This window comes from Pseudomonas putida group bacterium ESBL64 (assembly GCF_045277175.1).
Taxonomy (GTDB): Bacteria; Pseudomonadota; Gammaproteobacteria; order Pseudomonadales; family Pseudomonadaceae; genus Aquipseudomonas; species Aquipseudomonas alloputida.
In genome coordinates, this window is record NZ_CP145799.1 from 3,874,562 (window position 1) to 3,893,105 (window position 18,544).

Below are 18,544 nucleotides of genomic sequence, written 5' to 3' on the forward strand. Positions count from 1 at the left end.
GAAGAGGGCATGCGCGAATCGCTGGAGAAGATGCTGGCCAAAGGTGTGGATAACCCGCTGCTGAGGTTTGGCCTGGGCAAGGCCTGGCTGGATGAAGGCAACGGCGCTGAAGCAGCGGTGCACCTGGCGCGCTGCGTAGAGCAGGATCCGAAATACTCGGCAGCGTGGAAGCTGCTGGGCAAGGCCTATCAGTTGCAGGGCGACCTGCCGGCGGCGCGCAAGGCGTGGGAAGACGGGATCGTGGCGGCGCAGGCCCATGGTGACAAGCAGGCCGAAAAAGAAATGACCGTATTCCTGAAGAAGCTCAACAGAGCAGCGGGTTGACGCGGCCCCTGTAGGAGCGGGTTTACCCGCGAATGCGTCGGTGAATCCAACATCGCATTCGCGGGTATACCCGCTCCTACCAGAGGGCGGTGAATGGCTTAATACCAGCGCGGCTCGCCAGCCGGGCGCTTCTTGAAGCGCTTCATGCTCCACATGTACTGGCTCGGGTACTCGCGCACATAACGCTCGACCACCTTGCTCATCGCCGCCGCCGACACATTCACGTCGGTGCTGTACATCTCCTCTGGCGCCGCCTCCAGGAACACCTTGAAGCCCGAGCCATCCGGCAACCGCAGCGCATGCAGGAACACACCTACCGCCTTGCCTCCGGCCAGCATGTTCGGCACGAACTTGCTGGTCAGCGCCTGGGTGCCGAGGAACGGCACGAACACGCCCGCCGATTCCGCCGGCTCCGGGTCGGCAGGAATACCCACCTGGCCACCACGGCGCACTTCCTTGATCACGCTGAGGATGCCTTCCTTGGTCGACGGTGCCACGCGATTGCCCATCTGCACGCGCTGCTCGCGCAGCAGATCATCCACCGCCTTCAGCTTCGGCGGGCGGTAGAAGATGATCGGTTTGCACTGGTTGCAGTAGAAGTGGTTCAACACTTCCCAGTTGCCCAGGTGGCTGGTGATGCCGACCACCCCTTTACCTGAGGCCAAAGCCTGCTCCAGCACTTCCAGGCCATGCACTTCCTTGACCAGCTCCAGCGAGCGTTGTGGCGGCCAGATCCAGGCACAGGCACTTTCGACAAAAGATTTACCGATATCCCGCAGCGCCTGGCCCACCAGTTGCTCACGGGCAACCGGGTCCATCTCCGGGAAGCACTTGGCCAGGTTGATCCGTACCACGTTGCGCGAACTGTTGGGGATTTTCCACATCAGCCAGCCAATACCGGCGCCGACACGCTGCACAGCGCCCCAGGGCAGCTTGGCAAACAGGCGCAGCACCCCGACCATCAGGGCGCCCTTGAACTTTTCCACAGGCGAATTCCTTATTTCAGCAAGGCGCGCATTGTAACCCCTCAGCGCAACAAGGCGGCGTAGCGATCGCAGTCGGTGGTGTGGTCCATGACCATGCCGGTGGCCTGCATGAAGGCGTAGCAGATGGTCGGACCGACGAACGTGAAGCCAGCTTTCTGCAAGGCCTTGCTCATTGCCTTGGCTTCATCGGTAACAGCTGGCACGTCGCCGCGCGCCTTGAAGTGGTTGATCTTCGGCGAGCCGCCGACGAACGACCACAGCCATTCGGCGGGGTTATCCACAGCCAGCCAGGCCTGGGCGTTGCGCCGCGCAGCCTTGAGCTTGAGGCGATTGCGGATGATGCCTGCATCCTGCATCAATTCTTCGATGCGTTCGTCGCCCATGGCCGCCAGCTTCACGGGGTCGAAGCCGTACATCACCTGGCGATAACGCTCGCGTTTGCGCAAAACGGTAATCCATGAAAGCCCTGTCTGGAACCCTTCGAGCAAAAGCATCTCGAAGAGCAACGCCGGGTCGCGCTGTGGCATCCCCCATTCCTGGTCGTGGTAGGCCTGGTACAACGGATCGTCGGTACACCAAAAGCAGCGTGGCATAAGGCTCCAATGAGTAGAGGGCGAGGCGAATCAGGTTATACTCCCGCTCTTTACATCCGCATCCCCAGATACAGGTGAATTTCGTGAGCCAGCCTACGCCAGCCGTGCGTACCTTCCAAGACCTGATCCTTGCCCTGCAGAACTACTGGGCAGCTCAAGGTTGTGTGGTACTTCAGCCCTACGATATGGAAGTAGGCGCCGGCACTTTCCACACCGCTACATTCCTGCGCGCCGTGGGTCCAGAAACCTGGAACGCCGCCTATGTGCAGCCGAGCCGTCGTCCTGCCGACGGGCGGTATGGCGAAAACCCCAACCGCCTGCAGCACTACTACCAGTTCCAGGTGGTGCTCAAACCGAACCCGGCCAACTTCCAGGAGCTGTACCTCGGCTCGCTGAAAGCCATCGGCCTGGATCCGTTGGTGCACGACATTCGTTTCGTCGAAGACAACTGGGAATCGCCGACCCTCGGCGCCTGGGGTCTGGGCTGGGAAATCTGGCTCAACGGCATGGAAGTGACCCAGTTCACCTACTTCCAGCAGGTTGGCGGCATCGAGTGCTACCCGGTCACCGGTGAAATCACCTACGGCCTGGAGCGCCTGGCCATGTACATCCAGGGCGTCGATTCGGTGTACGACCTGGTGTGGGCCGACGGCCCGTTCGGCAAGGTCACCTATGGCGACGTGTTCCACCAGAACGAGGTGGAGCAGTCGACCTACAACTTTGAACATGCAAACGTCGACAAACTGTTCGAACTGTTCGATTTCTACGAAAGCGAAGCCAACCGCCTGATCAAGCTGGAGCTGCCGCTGCCGACCTATGAAATGGTCCTGAAGGCATCGCATACCTTCAACCTGCTGGACGCCCGCCGCGCCATCTCGGTAACCGAGCGCCAGCGTTACATCCTGCGTGTACGTACCCTGGCCCGGGACGTGGCGCAAAGCTATCTGCAAGCCCGCGCACGCCTGGGCTTCCCGATGGCCACCCCTGAACTGCGTGACGAAGTGTTGGCTAAGCTGGAGGCTGCACAATGAGTGCTCAAGATTTTCTGGTAGAACTGGGCACCGAAGAGCTGCCACCCAAGGCCCTCGCCAGCCTCGGCGACGCCTTCCTGGCCGGTATCGAAAAAGGCCTGCAGGCTGCTGGCCTGAACTACACCGGCAAGCAGGTGTACGCCGCGCCGCGTCGTCTGGCCGTGCTGATTCGCCAGCTGGACGTGCAGCAGCCTGACCGCAGCATTAACATCGACGGCCCGCCCCTGCAGGCTGCCTTCAACGCCGAAGGCGAGCCGACCCAGGCTGCGCTGGGCTTCGCCAAGAAGTGCGGTGTGGAACTGGCCGAAATCGACCAGAGCGGCCCCAAGCTGCGCTTCTCCCAGCACATCCCGGGCAAGGCCACCACTGACCTGCTGCCGACCATCGTCGAAGATTCGCTGAACGACCTGCCGATCCCCAAGCGCATGCGCTGGGCGGCCAGCCGTGAAGAGTTCGTGCGCCCGACCCAATGGCTGGTAATGCTGCTGGGCGACCAGGTGGTCGACTGCACCATTCTGTCGCAGAAGGCCGGCCGTGAATCCCGTGGCCACCGCTTCCATCATCCGGAAACCGTGGTCATCACTACCCCGGCCAACTATGTCGAAGACCTGCGCAAGGCCTACGTCCTTGCCGACTTCGCCGAACGCCGCGAGCTGATCAGCAAGCGTACCGCAGAGCTGGCCATGCAGCAGGAAGGCACGGCCATCGTGCCACCGGCGCTGCTGGACGAAGTGACCGCTCTGGTCGAGTGGCCGGTGCCGCTGGTGTGCTCGTTCGAGGAGCGTTTCCTCGAGGTGCCGCAAGAAGCCCTGATCACCACCATGCAGGACAACCAGAAGTACTTCTGCCTGCTGGACAGCGAAGGCAAGCTGCTGCCGCGCTTCATTACCGTGGCCAACGTCGAAAGCCGCGACCCGAAGCAGATCGTGCAAGGCAACGAAAAAGTCGTGCGCCCGCGCCTGACCGACGCCGAGTTCTTCTTCAAGCAGGACAAGAAGCAACCACTGGAAACCTTCAACGAGCGCCTCAAGAACGTGGTGTTCCAGGCTCAGCTCGGCACCGTGTACGACAAGGCCGAACGTGTTTCCAGGTTGGCCGCCTTCATTGCTCCGCTGATCGGCGGCGACGCCCAGCGCGCTGGCCGTGCCGGCCTGCTGTCGAAGTGCGACCTGGCCACCGAGATGGTCGGCGAATTCCCTGAAATGCAGGGTGTTGCCGGTTACTACTACGCGCTCAACGACGGTGAGCCGGAAGACGTAGCCCTGGCCCTGAACGAGCAGTACATGCCGCGCGGTGCAGGCGCCGAGCTGCCGCAGACCCTCACCGGTGCTGCTGTGGCCATCGCCGACAAGCTCGACACCCTGGTGGGTATCTTTGGCATCGGCATGCTGCCTACCGGCAGCAAGGACCCGTACGCCCTGCGCCGTGCGGCTCTGGGCGTGCTGCGTATCCTGATCGAGAAGCAACTGGACCTGGACCTGACCGGTGCAGTCGAGTTTGCGGTCAAGCAGTTCGGCGCCAAGGTCAAGGCCCCCGGCCTGGCCGAGCAAGTACTGGAGTTCATTTTCGACCGCCTGCGCGCGCGTTACGAAGACGAAGGCATTGACGTGGCCACGTACCTGTCGGTACGCGCACTGCAGCCAGGCTCCGCCCTGGACTTCGACCAGCGCGTACAAGCCGTGCAGGCGTTCCGCAAACTGCCGGAAGCCGAGGCCCTGGCCGCGGTGAACAAGCGCGTGTCGAACCTGCTGAGCAAGGCCGAAGGTGCCATCGCCGAGCAGGTCGAGCCGAAGTACTTCGACAATGCCAACGAGTTCTCCCTGTACTCGGCCATCCAGCAGGCCGACCAGGCCGTGCAACCGATGGCTGCAGCACGTCAGTACAGCGAATCGCTGGCCCGCCTGGCGGCCCTGCGTGACCCGGTCGATGCCTTCTTCGAGGCGGTCATGGTCAACGCCGAAGACGCCAAGGTACGTGCCAACCGTTATGCCCTGCTCAGCCGTCTGCGCGGCCTGTTCCTGGGCGTGGCTGACATTTCGCTGCTGGGGTAAGCCTTGAAACTGCTGATTCTCGACCGTGACGGGGTGATCAACTACGACTCCGATGCGTACATCAAGACGCTGGAAGAATGGGTGCCGATCCCCGGTTCGGTCGATGCGATCGCGCAGTTGAGCAAGGCGGGCTGGACGGTGGCCGTGGCCACCAACCAGTCCGGCATTGCCCGTGGCTACTACCCGCTGGCAACCCTTGAGGCTATGCACGCGCGCCTGCGCGCGCTGGTGGCCGAGCAGGGCGGCAAGGTGGGCCACATCGTGTATTGCCCGCATGGGCCGGACGAAGGGTGCGATTGCCGCAAGCCCAAGCCCGGCATGCTGCGGGCGATCGCCGAGCATTACCAGATCGGCCTTGAAGGCGTCTGGTTCGTCGGCGACAGCAAAGGTGACCTGGAGGCCGCCCTGGCCGTCGGTGCACAACCCGTGCTGGTGAAGACCGGCAAGGGCGAGCGGACCCTGGAAAAAGGCGTCCCGGAAACTACACTGATTTTCGACGATCTGGCAGCTATCGCCAGAGAACTAATTTAAACAGTGCGCCTTCTGGCGCGTTTTTCTTCAGGCGGGCATGCCCCGCAATGGTACAAGCCACTATGTCGATCCTGCAGGCGATCAGAATCTTTCTTTTTTACCTGCTGCTGGGCACCAGTTCGCTGCTGTGGTGCTCGCTGAGCTTCTTCGTCGCGCCGTTCCTGTCGTTCCCCAAGCGCTACAAGTTCATCAACGTGTACTGGTGCCGCTGCGCGCTGTTTCTGGTGCGCACCATCCTGGGCATCGACTACAAGATCACTGGCGCCGAGAACGTGCCAGCTGAGCCTTGCGTGATTCTGTCCAATCACCAGAGCACCTGGGAAACCTTCTTCCTGTCCCAGTACTTCTCGCCGCTTAGCCAGGTGCTCAAGCGCGAGCTGCTGTATGTACCGTTCTTCGGCTGGGCCATGGCCATGCTGCGGCCCATCGCGATCAACCGTGACAACCCCAAGGAAGCGTTGCGCCAGGTGGCGAGCAAGGGTGACGAACTGCTCAAGCAGAAGACGTGGGTGCTGATTTTCCCAGAAGGCACCCGTGTACCGTTCGGCACCATCGGCAAGTTCTCGCGCGGCGGTACCGCCCTGGCCGTGAATGCCGGGCTGCCGGTGCTGCCGATTGCCCACAACGCTGGGAAGTTCTGGCCCAAGACCGGTTGGGGCAAGCGTGCCGGTACAATCGAAGTGGTAATTGGTGAGCCGATGTACGCCAACGGCACGGGGCCACGTGCCATTGCCGAACTCAACGACCGCGCTGCAGCTTGGAACGAAGCGACCCAGCGGGCCATGGGATCGCTGCCGCCAGCTGCGGAAAAACCTCAGGAGCAGATGGCTTGACCTTCTGTGGATAACTTGTGTGCAGTTTTTGGATTAAATGCTTTAATTGATACCTAAGTGTATGAATTTTCTAGTTATTTCTTTGTATGAATTTTTTCTGAAAATCGTGCATAAGTTTTTTTGAAGCATAAGAAAACCGGCTTTTACAGCCGGTTTTTTTATGGCATGTGGACATCAGACTTTGTCGATATCTACATCCTTGGTTTCTCTCAGACAGAAGATCCCTACCACCAGGCTGATCCCGGTCACCAGCACCGGGTACCACAGCCCGTAGAAGATATCCCCGGTATAGACCACCAGCGCGAACGATACGGTAGGCAGGAAACCACCGAACCAGCCATTACCAATGTGGTAGGGCAGCGACATCGAGGTGTAGCGGATGCGGGTCGGGAACAGCTCGACCATCACCGCCGCCAACGGACCATAGGTCATGGTCGCGATCAGGATCATCGCCACGATCAGCACCACCACCATTACCTGGTTAACCTGCGCAGGGTCGGCCTTGGCCGGATAACCAGCCTGCTCGATTGCAGCGCGCATGGCGGTTTCATCAAAGCCGTTGATGGTCTTGTCACCGATGTTCACCACCACTTCACTGCCGGCCACGCTAACCGAGCTGTACGGCAGGCCCTGCTTGACCAGGAACGTCTTGACCTTGTCGCACGGGCTGTCAAAACGAGCCTTGCCCACTGGGTCGAACTGGAATGTGCAGCCTTGCGGGTCGGCGGTGACCACGATCGGCGCCTGACGGCTGGCAGCGTCGATCTGCGGGTTGGCGTAGTGGCTCAGCGCCTTGAACAGTGGGAAGTACAGTACCGTGGCCAGCAACAGGCCGAGCATCAGGATCGGCTTGCGGCCGATACGGTCGGACAACCAGCCAAAAAACACGAAGAACGGCGCGCCAATCACAACGCTGATGATGAGCAGGGTGTTGGCCTGAGCCGAGTCCATTTTCAGCATCTGGGTCATGAAGAACAGAACGTAGAACTGCGCCGTGTAGAAGGTCACAGCCTGCCCCGCGTTGATGCTGAACAGGGCGGTAAGCACCACTTTCAGGTTTGGCCAGGAGGTGAATGACTCACGGATGGGCGACTTGCTGACCTTGCCCTGAGCCTTCATTTTCACAAAGGCCGGCGACTCGTGCATGCTCATGCGAATCCAGGTGGAGATCGCCAGCAGCACGATCGACAGCAGGAACGGCAAGCGCCAGCCCCAGGTTTCGAACTGGTCGCCACTGATATACCGGCTACCCAGCACCACCAACAGCGACAACAACAGGCCCAACGTTGCGGTGGACTGGATGAAACCGGTATGCAAGCCACGCTTGCCGGGCGGCGCATGCTCGGCCACGTAAGTGGCGGCACCGCCATACTCACCGCCCAGCGCCAGCCCCTGAAGCATGCGCAGGATCACTAGGATGATCGGTGCGGCGATGCCGATGCTGGCGTAGGTGGGCAACAACCCCACAGCGAAAGTGGACAGGCCCATCAGCACGATGGTGACCAGGAAGGTGTACTTGCGCCCGATCATGTCACCCAGGCGGCCGAACACCAGCGCGCCAAACGGCCGCACCAGAAAGCCCGCAGCAAAGGCCATCAGGGCGAAGATGAAAGCGGTGGTATCGTTCACGCCAGCGAAGAACTGCTTGCTGATGACCGCTGCCAGCGCACCATAGAGAAAAAAGTCATACCACTCGAAAACCGTCCCGAGGGATGACGCGAAAATGATCTTGCGTTCTTCACGGCGGCTGGAGCTGCTGGCCGCCGCACCCTGCTCTTGGATGTAATCCGACATCGTTGCTGTCCTCGGCCCTTAGGCCACAGTGATTATTCTTGTTGTTCCACTGTCGGCGACTTCTGACCGCAAGCCGCCGGTACTGCACGCACCCGGGTCAGGGCGTCGGTAACGCGTCTTCGTTCAGGTAGGTCTGGGTAGCAGCTCCTTTGAGGATCAGTTGCGCCGCCTTTTCGGCGATCATCAGGGTGGGGGAACAGGTATTGCCGGACGTTATCTGCGGCATGATCGAAGCATCAGCCACACGAAGACCGGGGATGCCATGCACGCGCAGCTGGTTATCCACAACGTCCATGGCACCGTTGCCCATGCGACAGGTACCGACCGGGTGGAAGATGGTGGTGCCGATCTTGCCAGCGGCCTCGAACAGTTCTTCCTCGCTTTGCAGCGCTGGGCCCGGCAAATATTCCTTGGGCTCGAAAGCGGCGAGGGCAGGGGCCTGGACGATGCGCCGGGTAAGGCGAATGGCATCGGCAGCAACCCGCAAGTCCTGCGGAGCACTGAGGTAATTGGGGTCGATCAGCGGCGTGCTGTTCATGTCGGTGCTGCAGATGTCGATGCGCCCGCGGCTGGCCGGGCGCAGGTTGCACACCGAAGCCGTAAAGGCCGGGAACTGATGCAACGGCTCACCGAAGCGTTCCAGTGACAGCGGCTGCACGTGATACTGAAGGTTGGCGGTGGCCTGTTCGGGGCTTGAACGCACGAACGCGCCTAACTGGCTCGGCGCCATGGCCAGCGGCCCGCTACGGTCGTAGAGGTAACGCAGGCCCATGCCCATCTTGCCCCACAGGCTGTTGGCCATCTGGTTCAAGGTACGGGTGTTGCGGATCTGGTAGATCAGGCGCAGTTGCAGGTGGTCCTGCAAGTTGCCACCAACGCCTGGCATATCGTGGCGAACACCAATACCCAAGCTTTCCAGCAACTGACGCGGGCCGATGCCGGAGCGCTGGAGGATGCCCGGAGAACCAACCGCCCCAGCACAGAGAATGATCTCGCGGCGCGCCGCAAACTCATGCCAGGCCCCTTGCCAGAGCGCCTTCACCGCCCGTGCGCGGGTGTTGTCGAGCAGTACCTGGTCAACCTGCACGCCGGTCAGCACAGTGAGGTTGGCGCGATCCTTGATCGGCCGCAGGAAAGCTTTGGAAGCGTTCCAGCGCACACCACTGCGCTGGTTGACCTGAAAATATCCACAACCCTGGTTGTCGCCGGTGTTGAAATCGTCGACCTTGCCAATACCACTCTGCTCGGCGGCATCACGGAAAGCATCAAGGATCGGCCAGCTGTAGCGTTGGCGCTCGACCCGCCATTCGCCCTCCGCGCCATGGTGCTCGCTGGCGCCGGCAAAGTGGTTTTCGCTGGCCTTGAACAGGGGTAACACATCTTTCCACGCCCAGCCGTCGTTGCCTTGCGCGGCCCAATGGTCATAGTCGGCGGCTTGGCCCCGCATGTAGATCATGCCGTTGATCGACGAACAGCCACCTAGCACCTTGCCCCTTGGATAACCCAAAGCGCGACCGCCGAGGCCAGGCTGTGCCTCGGTCTTGAAGCACCAGTCTGTGCGCGGGTTGCCGATGCAGTAGAGGTAACCGACGGGGACGTGGATCCAGGGATAATTGTCGCGGCCACCCGCCTCCAGCAGCAGCACGCGGCAGGAAGGGTCGGCGGACAAACGATTGGCCAGCAGGCATCCGGCGGGACCGGCCCCTACGACCACGTAGTCGAAGACAGAATCGGCTGATGGCATGTGCAACCTCGCGCCTGTTTTTTATTCTTGTCCCGATCCATCTTAGTGAGTAATTTCGTGGATGAAACACGAGATTTCGCGCAGCCGCTGTGCGTTTTAGCACAGTGGCAAGCCTGTACCGACCTTTTCGCGGGCTCGCCCGCACCTCAGGGATCACGTTACCTTCAGGGTGTTCACCGCACCTGTGGGGCATGCCCGTGAAGAGGCCGGAACGAACTGCCATAAAGGACAAGCATGTTCGACTGGAATGATCTGCGGTTTTTCCTCGAGTTGCAGCGCAGCGGCCGCCTGCTGACCGCCGCCAAGCGCCTGAACACTACCCACAGCACCGTGGCCCGGCATATCGAGAGCATCGAGCAGAGCCTGGGGACCGCGCTGTTCGTGCAGCATGCCCAGGGCTACGAGCTGACCCCCTCGGGCCAAGCCCTGCTCAAGCATGCCGAAGCCATGGAGAACGTCGCCCTGCTGGCACAGGAAGAAATCACCCAGGCCATCACCCCGCTGGGCAAGATTCGCCTGGGGGTAACCGAAGGCATCGGCATCATGTTCTTCACCCCACGCATGAACGCGTTGTTCGAGCGCTACCCCGGCCTGGAGGTGGAACTGGTAGCGGTACCGCGTTTCGTCAGCATCCTCAACCGCGAGGCAGAAATCAGCATCCATCTGGAGCGACCCAACGCCGATCTGCTGATCACCCGCAAACTCACCGACTACCGCTTGGCGCTGTACGCCAGCCAGGACTACCTGGACCGCGCGCCGCCACTGCGCAACCGCGAAGACTTGGCCCGGCACAGCTGGATCGGCTACGTTGACGATTTGCTGTTCAGCCAGGAACTGCTGTTTCTCAACAGTTTCTGCCGAGCACCCAACGTGGTGTTTCGCAGCACCAGCGTGATCGCCCAGCAAGCCGCCGCCCGCGCCGGGCTGGGCATCGCCGTGCTGCCCAACTACATGGCCCGCCACGACCCGACACTGGTGCGCGTGCTGCCGGGAGAAACCATCCAGCGCAGCTACTGGATCTGCACCCGACGCGAGTTGCACAAGTCTGTGCGCCTGCGGGTGGTGTGGGACTACCTGCTGGCGTTGTGCGCGGCCGAACAAAGCGAGTTGCTAGCCGAGTAGTGCCTTGCCGGCCAACAACAGGGCAGCGGCCCAACCTGCCACGGCAAACATCTGCTGCAGACGCGGCCCGGCCAACCTGGCTGCCAAGGGTCGCGACAGCAGTAGGCCGAGCACCGCGCCGACGGCAAACGGGGCGCCAACCTGCCAGTGCATGACGCCCGCAAGGCTGGCGCTGACCACACTGCCGGTAGAGACCAAGGCAATCACCGCCAGCGAAGTGGAAACGATGCTGGCCATGCGCAGGTTGGTGTAGCGGTTCAGGGCAGGGATGATGACGAACCCCCCACCCACGCCGAGCAGGCCGGACAACAACCCGGACAAGGCACCCGTGAATGCCAATGCGCGCGCGCAGGGTAGGGTCCAGCGCAAACGCCCCTGCAACGGGTTCAGCACACACGGCTCGATAAAGCGATGAGCGTCATTGGCTTCGCCACGCAGTTCTTTGGCCGCCTTGCGCCAGATACGCAGGCAGGCATAAACCAGCACGCCGGCGAATACCAACTGCAACGGTGTATTCGGCAGGCGGTGCGCCAGCATCAGCCCGAACGGCGCTGCTGCCACACCAACCAACGCAATGAACAGCGCAGCCCGATAACGCACCAGCCCTTGGCGCAATCCCAGCACTGCGCCAACCGCTGCAGCCAAACCTACAGCCAACAGGCCCACCGGTGCCGCTTCGACCATCGATAACCCCAGGCCGAACACCAGTAAGGGTACAGCGAGAATGCCACCGCCTGCGCCGGTCAGCGCCAGCACAGCGCCGATGATTGCGCCCAGGCCCGCCCCTAACAGTTGATGCTCGATCACTGCCCACCCTCGGCTACCAGTTGCGGGCGTGCCAACCACTCGCGCCCCTTGAGCATGCCTTGCCAGTACAACGGTGGCAGCGCCTGTGCCTTGAGCAGCCAGGCCAGGCGTGTCGGCTTGCGGCCATCGAGTAACCAGTTGGGGAAGCTCGGTGCCAGCTTGCCGCCATAGGTGAATTCGGCCAGGACGATCTTGCCGCGCTCGACGGTAAGCGGGCACGAGCCATAGCCGTCGTACTGGGCCAGGGTCGCCAGCCTGCCCAGCGCCACCAGCACATTGTTGGCGACCACCGGTGCCTGCTTGCGGGCCGCAGCGGCGGTCTTGGCATTGCTGCTGTTAGCCACGTCACCCAGGGCATGAACGTTAGTGTACTTGCGATGGCGCAGGGTATGCGGATCGACGTCAACCCAGCCGGAGCTATCAGCCAAGGGGCTTTCGCGAATGAAGTCTGGCGCCACCTGTGGCGGTACCACGTGCAGCATGTCGAAGACCTCGATGCGCGTCTCGCTGCTGCCATCGGGCAAGGTACGCAAGAATGTAGCGCGCTTTCCCGGGCCGTCTACGGCAACCAACCTGTGAGAGAAGTTGAGATCGACGGCGTATTTTTCGATGTACTTCATCAGCGCGGGCACGTAGTCCGCGACACCGAACAGCACGGCACCCGCATTGTAGAAGCTGGCTTTCACCGCCCCCAAATGGCCATGGCGCAGCCAGTGGTCACAAGACAGATACAGCGCCTTCTGTGGTGCACCGGCGCACTTGATCGGCATGGGCGGCTGGCTGAACAGCGCGCGTCCTTGCTTGAGCTTTTGCACCAGTTCCCAGGTATAGGGCGCCAGGTCGTAGCGATAGTTGGAGGTGACACCGTTGCGGCCCAGGGTCTCGCTGAGCCCATCGATGGCCGCCCAGTCCAGCTTGAGGCCGGGGCAGACGATCAGCTGTTCATAGCTGATGGCGCGAGCATCATCGAGGATGACCAACTGGCCCAACGGGTCGAATCCTTTTACCCGCGCCTTGACCCAGCGCACACCGCGAGGAATGGTCGACGCCATGGTGCGAGCAGTGCTGGGTGCCTTGAACACACCGGCACCGACCATGGTCCAGCCGGGTTGGTAGTAGTGCACTTCGGCAGGGTCGATCAAGACCACGTCCAACGATGGGTCGCGGCTGATCAGGCTGGAAGCAGTGGCGATACCGGCGGCACCGGCACCGACGATGACCACCTTGTGGTGGTCGGTATTGGCAGGGGACAACAAGGCAGGCATGGCGGCAAATCCTGGAAATCTGATTATGGGGGCAGGGCGGTTACAGCTTGTTCAGCGGGATCTTCAGATAGCTCACGCCGTTCGCCTCCGGAGGGGGTAGCTGGCCGCTACGCATGTTCACCTGCACCGAAGGCAGGATCAGTACGGGCATTTCGAGCGTCTTGTCACGGGCTTCGCGCATGGCAACGAAGCTGTCCTCATCGATACCCTGATGGATGTGAATGTTGCTGGCGCGCTGCTCGGCGACAGTTGTGACGTACTGCATGTCGCGGCCACCCGGCAGGTAGTCGTGGCACATGAACAACCGAGTCTGATCGGGAAACGCCAGCAGGCGACGGATTGAGCGGTACAAGGTGCGGGCATCGGCCCCGGGGAAGTCGCAGCGGGCGGTGCCGTAATCGGGCATGAACAAGGTGTCTCCAACGAACACCGCGATCTCGCCGGCATCTTCGATCATGAAACTCATGCACGCGGGTGTGTGCCCAGGCGTGTGCAACGCACGGGCCTGCAGGTTGCCAATACGGAAACCTTCCTCGTCTTCGAGCAGTACATCGAACTGGCTGCCATCACGGGCGAAGCCGGGCTCTGCGTTGAACAAGGCGCCAAACACTTTCTGCACCTGGGTAATGTGCGCGCCAATTGCGGTATGGCCGCCCAGCTTTTCTTTCAGGTAGGCAGCCGCTGAAAGGTGGTCAGCGTGCACATGGGTTTCCAACACCCACCGCACGATGGCATTCAGTTCATTCACACGCTCGACCAAGCGATCAGCCGAAGCGCTACAGGTGCGCCCGGACTTGGGGTCGTAATCCAGCACGCTGTCGATCAATGCGCATTGTCGGGTTTCACGGTCCATGACCAGGTAGCTGATGGTCGAGGTCGCCTCGTCATAAAAGGCGTCCACGTGAAGGTTGTTGCCGATGATCATCACGTTCTCCAATTTATCCGCCCCGCCTTGTACAGGCGTAGGCAGTGACAGGAGCTTTATCAAGATGCATGCCAGGCTTTTTGCCACTCACTGGCCAGTAAAACCGGCCAGTTGCAGACCGCTGCGGGCAAAACTGGCAGCCCAGGTGGCAGTCGACTGACAGCCAATGGCAGTGTTTGGCAGTCCTTGTTACCCTGCGTCGGTCATCCATACGGTGCCGACATGCCTGAAGCCCATCCTCTCATCCTAGCTCTGGTTTCCTACCTCGAGCACGATGCCCTTCCGACCATCGTGTTGGACACCGACTACAACATCCTCGCCGCCAATGCGGCCTATCGCCGTCAGTTTGGCCGGCATGATCAGGCCCCACTGGGCGAGAAGTGCCACAGGGTTTCGCACCACTACGCTGTGCCGTGCGACCAGGCTGGCGAACATTGCCCGATGCGCAAGGCGTGGGACAGCAAGGTACCGGAGCGGGTATTGCACATTCATCACACACCACGCGGCCCGGAGCATGTGGATGTGGAGTTGCGGCCGATCCTGGATGAGCAGGGCAAGGTAGTGGCCTTTGTCGAACGCCTCACCACCATCACCCTCGCTTCGGCGCAGCCACAGGAGCAAGGGTTGGTCGGCCGCGCGCCAACCTTCAAGGCCGCGCTGGCCAGCCTGCAGCGTGCGGCACCGGCGCAGATCCCGGTGTTGCTGCAGGGGGAGTCGGGGACCGGCAAGGAGCTGTTCGCCCGTGCAGTGCACATGGGCAGCCCCAGGGCCAACGGCCCACTGGTGGTGGTCGACTGCACCGGCCTGACCGAGTCGTTGTTCGAGAGTGAACTGTTCGGCTATGAGAAGGGCGCGTTCACCGGGGCGAATCAGCGCAAGATCGGCTTGGCCGAGGCGGCGCATGGCGGCACCTTGTTCCTCGATGAAATTGGTGAAGTGCCGCTGGCGATGCAGGTGAAGTTGCTGCGCCTGATAGAGTCCGGGAGTTTCCGTCCCGTGGGCAGCCTGCGCACTGTGCATTCGGATTTCCGCCTGATTTCGGCCACCCATAAACCACTTAAACAAATGGTCGCGGATGGCTCATTCCGTGAAGACCTGTATTACCGCATCAGCGGCTTCCCGATTCGTCTGCCTGCATTGCGCGAACGGGTGGAAGATCTGCCGCTGCTCGCACAGAGCCTACTGCAGCGCATGGCCGGCCAACCGACGCCCAGGCTGAGTGAATACGCCTTGCAGCAACTAGCGTTGCATCCGTTTCCGGGCAACATCCGCGAACTGCGCAACATTCTGGAACGCGCGCGTTTGTTTGCCGATGACGGTGTGATCAGGCCAGAGCATTTACCGGAAGACACTGGACTGACTGGCGCGGCTAAAGGAAGCGGCCGTCGCAATGACCTGGGTGAGCTGGCGCAGGCGCTGGAGCAGTTCAAAGGCTCACGCAGTGAACTGGCCAGTCATCTTGGCATGAGTGAACGCACGCTGTATCGCCGCTTGAAAGCGCTCGGGCTGAACTGAAAGAACGTCAGACTTTACCGGACCTTTACCTGCGCCCTGACATTGAAAGGGAAAAATCGTGGTCTGATCAGTTAACCGAACCTGGCAATCATTACTTGCCAGGCGATTACAGGCAGAGGACCGCATCAAATGAAGAAAACCCTAACCGTGATCTGCGCCGCGCTCATGCTCAGCACACCGCTGGCAAGCTTCGCGCAACCGGGCCCGCCTGATCGGCATGATGGCGGCCCATCGCACCAAGGCAACCCGCCACAGGGTCAACCACAGCACCAGGGCCGACATGACAATGGCCGCGGTCCTGCTTACCGTGATCCAAACTTCCGCCCACAACAAGGCATGCCGGTACCTCATAAGCAGTGGCAGCGTGGTCATGCCGTTGATCCACATTACCGTGGTGACCGTTACTGGGTAACTGACTGGAAAGCGCGCCACCTGTATGCGCCACCTCGTGATCATCGTTGGCTGTATGTGAATGGCGACTATGTGCTGGTGGCTATTGCCAGCGGTGTGATCGTGAACATTCTCACCGGCTACTGATTGTTTGCAGGCACAAAAAAGCCCGCATCAGCGGGCTTTTTAGTGCCTGGCGAATTACACCTGATCAGAAGTCCAGGTTCGACACCGACAGCGCGTTACTTTCGATGAAGTCACGACGCGGCTCGACCGCATCACCCATCAGGGTGTTGAAGATCTGGTCAGCGGCGATGGCATCTTCGATAGTGACCTTGAGCATACGGCGAACGGTCGGGTCCATGGTGGTTTCCCACAGTTGGTCCGGGTTCATCTCACCCAGCCCTTTGTATCGCTGAATCGTATGGCGCTTGGTGGTCTCGTTCATCAGCCAATCCAGGCCCTCTTTGAACTCGACGATTGCCTTGCGGCGTTCACCACGCTGCACGTACGCACCTTCACCCAACAGGCTCGAAAGCTTGGCACCAATGTTGACTACGGTACGGTAGTCATTGCTGCCGAAGAAATCACGGTTGAACGTGATGTAGCTTGCCAGACCGTGAGAGGTAATTTCCACTTCAGGCAGCCATACGTTGCGCTCTTTGTCTTCACGCAGGCTGGCGTTGTAAGCCAGGCCAGACTTCTGGCTGGAGTTCAGACGCGCCTGGAACTGGGCCAGCCAGGCTTGCATCACTGCGTGGTCACCCAACTGCTCCAGGGTCACCTCAGGCAGGTAGACAAAGTGCTCAGTCAGCTCTTCCGGGTACAAGCGCGACAGGCGCTTGAGAGTCTTCATGACACTACGGAACTCATTCACCAGCGCTTCCAGCTGCACACCGGAAACTGCTGGCGCCGATTCGTCCAGGTGCAGGCTGGCATCTTCCAGAGCCGACTGGGTCATGTACTCTTCCATGGCCTCATCGTCCTTGATGTACTGCTCCTGCTTGCCTCGTTTCACCTTGTACAGCGGCGGCTGGGCAATATAGATGTAGCCACGCTCGACCAGCTCCGGCAGCTGACGGAAGAAAAAGGTCAGCAGCAGCGTACGGATGTGCGAACCGTCAACGTCAGCATCGGTCATGATGATGATGTTGTGATAACGCAGTTTGTCGATGTTGTACTCTTCGCGGCCGATGCCACAGCCCAGCGCAGTGATCAGCGTGCCCACTTCCTGGGACGAAATCATCTTGTCGAAGCGCGCTTTCTCGACGTTGAGGATTTTACCCTTCAGCGGCAAGATCGCCTGGGTACGACGGTTGCGGCCTTGCTTGGCCGAGCCACCCGCAGAGTCACCCTCCACCAGGTACAGTTCGGAGAGAGCAGGATCCTTCTCTTGGCAGTCGGCCAGTTTGCCCGGCAGACCCGCGATATCCAGCGCACCTTTACGGCGGGTCATTTCACGGGCTTTACGGGCGGCTTCACGGGCGCGAGCCGCGTCGATCATCTTGCCAACGACGGCCTTCGCCTCGTTCGGGTTTTCCAGGAGGAAATCGGCGAAGTACTTGTTCATCTCCTGTTCCACGGCGGTTTTCACCTCCGAGGAGACCAGCTTGTCCTTGGTCTGCGAGCTGAACTTCGGGTCCGGTACCTTCACCGAGATGATTGCGGTCAGGCCTTCACGGGCGTCGTCGCCAGTGGTTGCCACCTTGTTCTTCTTGGCCAGGCCTTCCTGCTCGATGTAGCTGTTAAGGCTACGGGTCAGCGAGGAACGGAAGCCCACCAGGTGGGTGCCGCCATCTCGCTGCGGAATATTGTTGGTAAAGCACAGCAGGTTTTCGTTGAAGCTGTCGTTCCATTGCAGGGCGACTTCAACACCCACGCCATCGTCACGCTGAACGTTGAAGTGGAACACCTGGGAGTTGACCGGCGTCTTGTTGGTGTTCAAGTACTCGACGAACGCACGCAGACCGCCTTCGTACTTGAAGAACTCTTCCTTACCGCTGCGCTCATCCTTCAGCAGAATGCCAACGCCCGAGTTGAGGAACGACAGTTCGCGGATGCGCTTGGCCAGGATGTCCCAGCTGAAGTGAATGTTCTTGAAGGTTTCAGCCGATGGCTTGAAGTGGATGTGGGTACCCGTGGTTTCACTGTCACCGACAACCGCCATAGGCGCTTGTGGAACACCGTGAACGTAAGTCTGTTCCCAAATCTTGCCGCTACGGCGAACGGTCAGAACCAGCTTCTCGGACAGGGCGTTCACAACCGACACACCTACACCGTGCAGACCGCCGGATACTTTGTAGGAGTTGTCGTCGAACTTACCGCCGGCGTGCAGCACAGTCATGATGACCTCGGCTGCGGAAACGCCTTCTTCCTTATGCACATCGACCGGAATGCCGCGACCGTTGTCGCGCACACTGATAGATTCGTCCGGGTGGATGATGACGGTGATGTCATCGCAGTGACCGGCGAGGGCTTCGTCGATCGAGTTGTCGACCACCTCGAAGACCATGTGGTGCAGGCCACTACCATCATCGGTGTCGCCAATGTACATGCCGGGACGCTTGCGTACGGCATCCAAACCTTTCAGCACCTTGATGCTGGAGGAGTCGTACGTTTGATTTTCGCTCATG

General features: G+C 60.7%; 16 protein-coding genes. 8 read left to right on the top strand and 8 right to left on the bottom strand.

What is annotated here, in order from left to right:
- Positions 1-9 precede the first annotated feature (9 nt).
- Positions 10-324 carry a tetratricopeptide repeat protein gene (locus V6093_RS17655; RefSeq protein ID WP_102886208.1) on the top strand — a complete coding sequence of 105 codons (315 nt, stop codon included), beginning with the start codon at positions 10-12 and terminating at the stop codon, positions 322-324.
- Positions 325-422: 98 nt separating this feature from the next.
- Here the strand turns inward: V6093_RS17655 and V6093_RS17660 are convergent, their stop codons facing one another.
- Positions 423-1,310: a lysophospholipid acyltransferase gene (locus V6093_RS17660; RefSeq protein ID WP_003253121.1), complete on the bottom strand. Its 888-nt coding sequence runs from the start codon at positions 1,308-1,310 to the stop codon at positions 423-425.
- A 41-nt stretch (positions 1,311-1,351) separates the two neighbouring features.
- Positions 1,352-1,903, bottom strand: a complete 552-nt coding sequence (locus V6093_RS17665; RefSeq protein WP_406669569.1) for a DNA-3-methyladenine glycosylase I — start codon at positions 1,901-1,903, stop codon at positions 1,352-1,354.
- An 83-nt stretch (positions 1,904-1,986) separates the two neighbouring features.
- Between V6093_RS17665 and glyQ the strand changes: the two genes are divergently transcribed.
- The 4 genes from glyQ to V6093_RS17685 are packed head-to-tail and all read left to right on the top strand — an operon-like array spanning position 1,987 to position 6,349.
- Positions 1,987-2,934, top strand: coding sequence for a glycine--tRNA ligase subunit alpha (glyQ, locus tag V6093_RS17670; RefSeq protein WP_003253126.1), 948 nt, complete (start codon positions 1,987-1,989; stop codon positions 2,932-2,934).
- Positions 2,931-4,985 carry a glycine--tRNA ligase subunit beta gene (gene glyS, locus V6093_RS17675; RefSeq protein WP_406669570.1) on the top strand — a complete coding sequence of 685 codons (2,055 nt, stop codon included), beginning with the start codon at positions 2,931-2,933 and terminating at the stop codon, positions 4,983-4,985. Before glyQ ends, glyS begins: the two co-directional genes overlap by 4 nt.
- A gap of 3 nt (positions 4,986-4,988) precedes the next feature.
- Entirely contained in the window at positions 4,989-5,516 is a 528-nt protein-coding gene (gmhB, locus tag V6093_RS17680) for a D-glycero-beta-D-manno-heptose 1,7-bisphosphate 7-phosphatase (protein ID WP_406669571.1), read from the top strand.
- Between the two features lie 47 nt (positions 5,517-5,563).
- Positions 5,564-6,349 carry a 1-acyl-sn-glycerol-3-phosphate acyltransferase gene (locus V6093_RS17685; RefSeq protein ID WP_010951467.1) on the top strand — a complete coding sequence of 262 codons (786 nt, stop codon included), beginning with the start codon at positions 5,564-5,566 and terminating at the stop codon, positions 6,347-6,349.
- 174 nt (positions 6,350-6,523) lie between these two features.
- Here the strand turns inward: V6093_RS17685 and V6093_RS17690 are convergent, their stop codons facing one another.
- Complete coding sequence (locus V6093_RS17690; protein WP_010951466.1) at positions 6,524-8,143, bottom strand: MFS transporter; 1,620 nt, start codon at positions 8,141-8,143, stop codon at positions 6,524-6,526.
- 97 nt (positions 8,144-8,240) lie between these two features.
- Positions 8,241-9,887: a GMC family oxidoreductase gene (locus tag V6093_RS17695; RefSeq protein WP_047603760.1), complete on the bottom strand. Its 1,647-nt coding sequence runs from the start codon at positions 9,885-9,887 to the stop codon at positions 8,241-8,243.
- Positions 9,888-10,121: 234 nt separating this feature from the next.
- On the opposite strand from V6093_RS17695, the gene V6093_RS17700 reads away from it, so the two are divergent.
- Positions 10,122-11,009: a LysR family transcriptional regulator gene (locus V6093_RS17700; protein ID WP_003253138.1), complete on the top strand. Its 888-nt coding sequence runs from the start codon at positions 10,122-10,124 to the stop codon at positions 11,007-11,009.
- Here the strand turns inward: V6093_RS17700 and V6093_RS17705 are convergent.
- From V6093_RS17705 to V6093_RS17715, 3 genes are read right to left on the bottom strand one after another with little or no spacing between them, the layout of a single operon-like run.
- A complete protein-coding gene (locus V6093_RS17705) occupies positions 10,998-11,816 on the bottom strand; it encodes a sulfite exporter TauE/SafE family protein (protein ID WP_047603759.1) in 819 nt (272 codons plus the stop codon). The genes V6093_RS17700 and V6093_RS17705 overlap by 12 nt on opposite strands.
- A complete protein-coding gene (locus V6093_RS17710) occupies positions 11,813-13,081 on the bottom strand; it encodes an FAD/NAD(P)-binding oxidoreductase (protein ID WP_332728734.1) in 1,269 nt (422 codons plus the stop codon). Before V6093_RS17710 ends, V6093_RS17705 begins: the two co-directional genes overlap by 4 nt.
- A gap of 40 nt (positions 13,082-13,121) precedes the next feature.
- Positions 13,122-14,006: an MBL fold metallo-hydrolase gene (locus V6093_RS17715; protein ID WP_267825309.1), complete on the bottom strand. Its 885-nt coding sequence runs from the start codon at positions 14,004-14,006 to the stop codon at positions 13,122-13,124.
- A 222-nt stretch (positions 14,007-14,228) separates the two neighbouring features.
- Between V6093_RS17715 and V6093_RS17720 the strand changes: the two genes are divergently transcribed.
- Entirely contained in the window at positions 14,229-15,521 is a 1,293-nt protein-coding gene (locus V6093_RS17720; RefSeq protein ID WP_406669572.1) for a sigma-54 interaction domain-containing protein, read from the top strand.
- A gap of 129 nt (positions 15,522-15,650) precedes the next feature.
- Entirely contained in the window at positions 15,651-16,058 is a 408-nt protein-coding gene (locus V6093_RS17725) for an RcnB family protein (RefSeq protein ID WP_047603755.1), read from the top strand.
- 64 nt (positions 16,059-16,122) lie between these two features.
- On the opposite strand, the gene gyrB is transcribed toward V6093_RS17725, so the two are convergent.
- Positions 16,123-18,543, bottom strand: coding sequence for a DNA topoisomerase (ATP-hydrolyzing) subunit B (gyrB, locus tag V6093_RS17730; protein WP_003253152.1), 2,421 nt, complete (start codon positions 18,541-18,543; stop codon positions 16,123-16,125).
- Position 18,544: the final 1 nt, after the last annotated feature.

Bases quoted from the DNA above. Each gene is read 5' to 3' on its own strand.
- V6093_RS17655 (WP_102886208.1), top strand. From the start codon at position 10: ATGCGCGAATCGCTGGAGAAGATGCTGGCCAAAGGTGTGGATAACCCG.
- V6093_RS17665 (WP_406669569.1), bottom strand. From the start codon at position 1,903: ATGCCACGCTGCTTTTGGTGTACCGACGATCCGTTGTACCAGGCCTAC.
- glyS (WP_406669570.1), top strand. From the start codon at position 2,931: ATGAGTGCTCAAGATTTTCTGGTAGAACTGGGCACCGAAGAGCTGCCA.
- V6093_RS17685 (WP_010951467.1), top strand. From the start codon at position 5,564: ATGGTACAAGCCACTATGTCGATCCTGCAGGCGATCAGAATCTTTCTT.
- V6093_RS17690 (WP_010951466.1), bottom strand. From the start codon at position 8,143: ATGTCGGATTACATCCAAGAGCAGGGTGCGGCGGCCAGCAGCTCCAGC.
- V6093_RS17695 (WP_047603760.1), bottom strand. From the start codon at position 9,887: ATGCCATCAGCCGATTCTGTCTTCGACTACGTGGTCGTAGGGGCCGGT.
- V6093_RS17700 (WP_003253138.1), top strand. From the start codon at position 10,122: ATGTTCGACTGGAATGATCTGCGGTTTTTCCTCGAGTTGCAGCGCAGC.
- V6093_RS17710 (WP_332728734.1), bottom strand. From the start codon at position 13,081: ATGCCTGCCTTGTTGTCCCCTGCCAATACCGACCACCACAAGGTGGTC.
- V6093_RS17715 (WP_267825309.1), bottom strand. From the start codon at position 14,006: ATGATCATCGGCAACAACCTTCACGTGGACGCCTTTTATGACGAGGCG.
- V6093_RS17720 (WP_406669572.1), top strand. From the start codon at position 14,229: ATGCCTGAAGCCCATCCTCTCATCCTAGCTCTGGTTTCCTACCTCGAG.
- V6093_RS17725 (WP_047603755.1), top strand. From the start codon at position 15,651: ATGAAGAAAACCCTAACCGTGATCTGCGCCGCGCTCATGCTCAGCACA.
- gyrB (WP_003253152.1), bottom strand. From the start codon at position 18,543: ATGAGCGAAAATCAAACGTACGACTCCTCCAGCATCAAGGTGCTGAAA.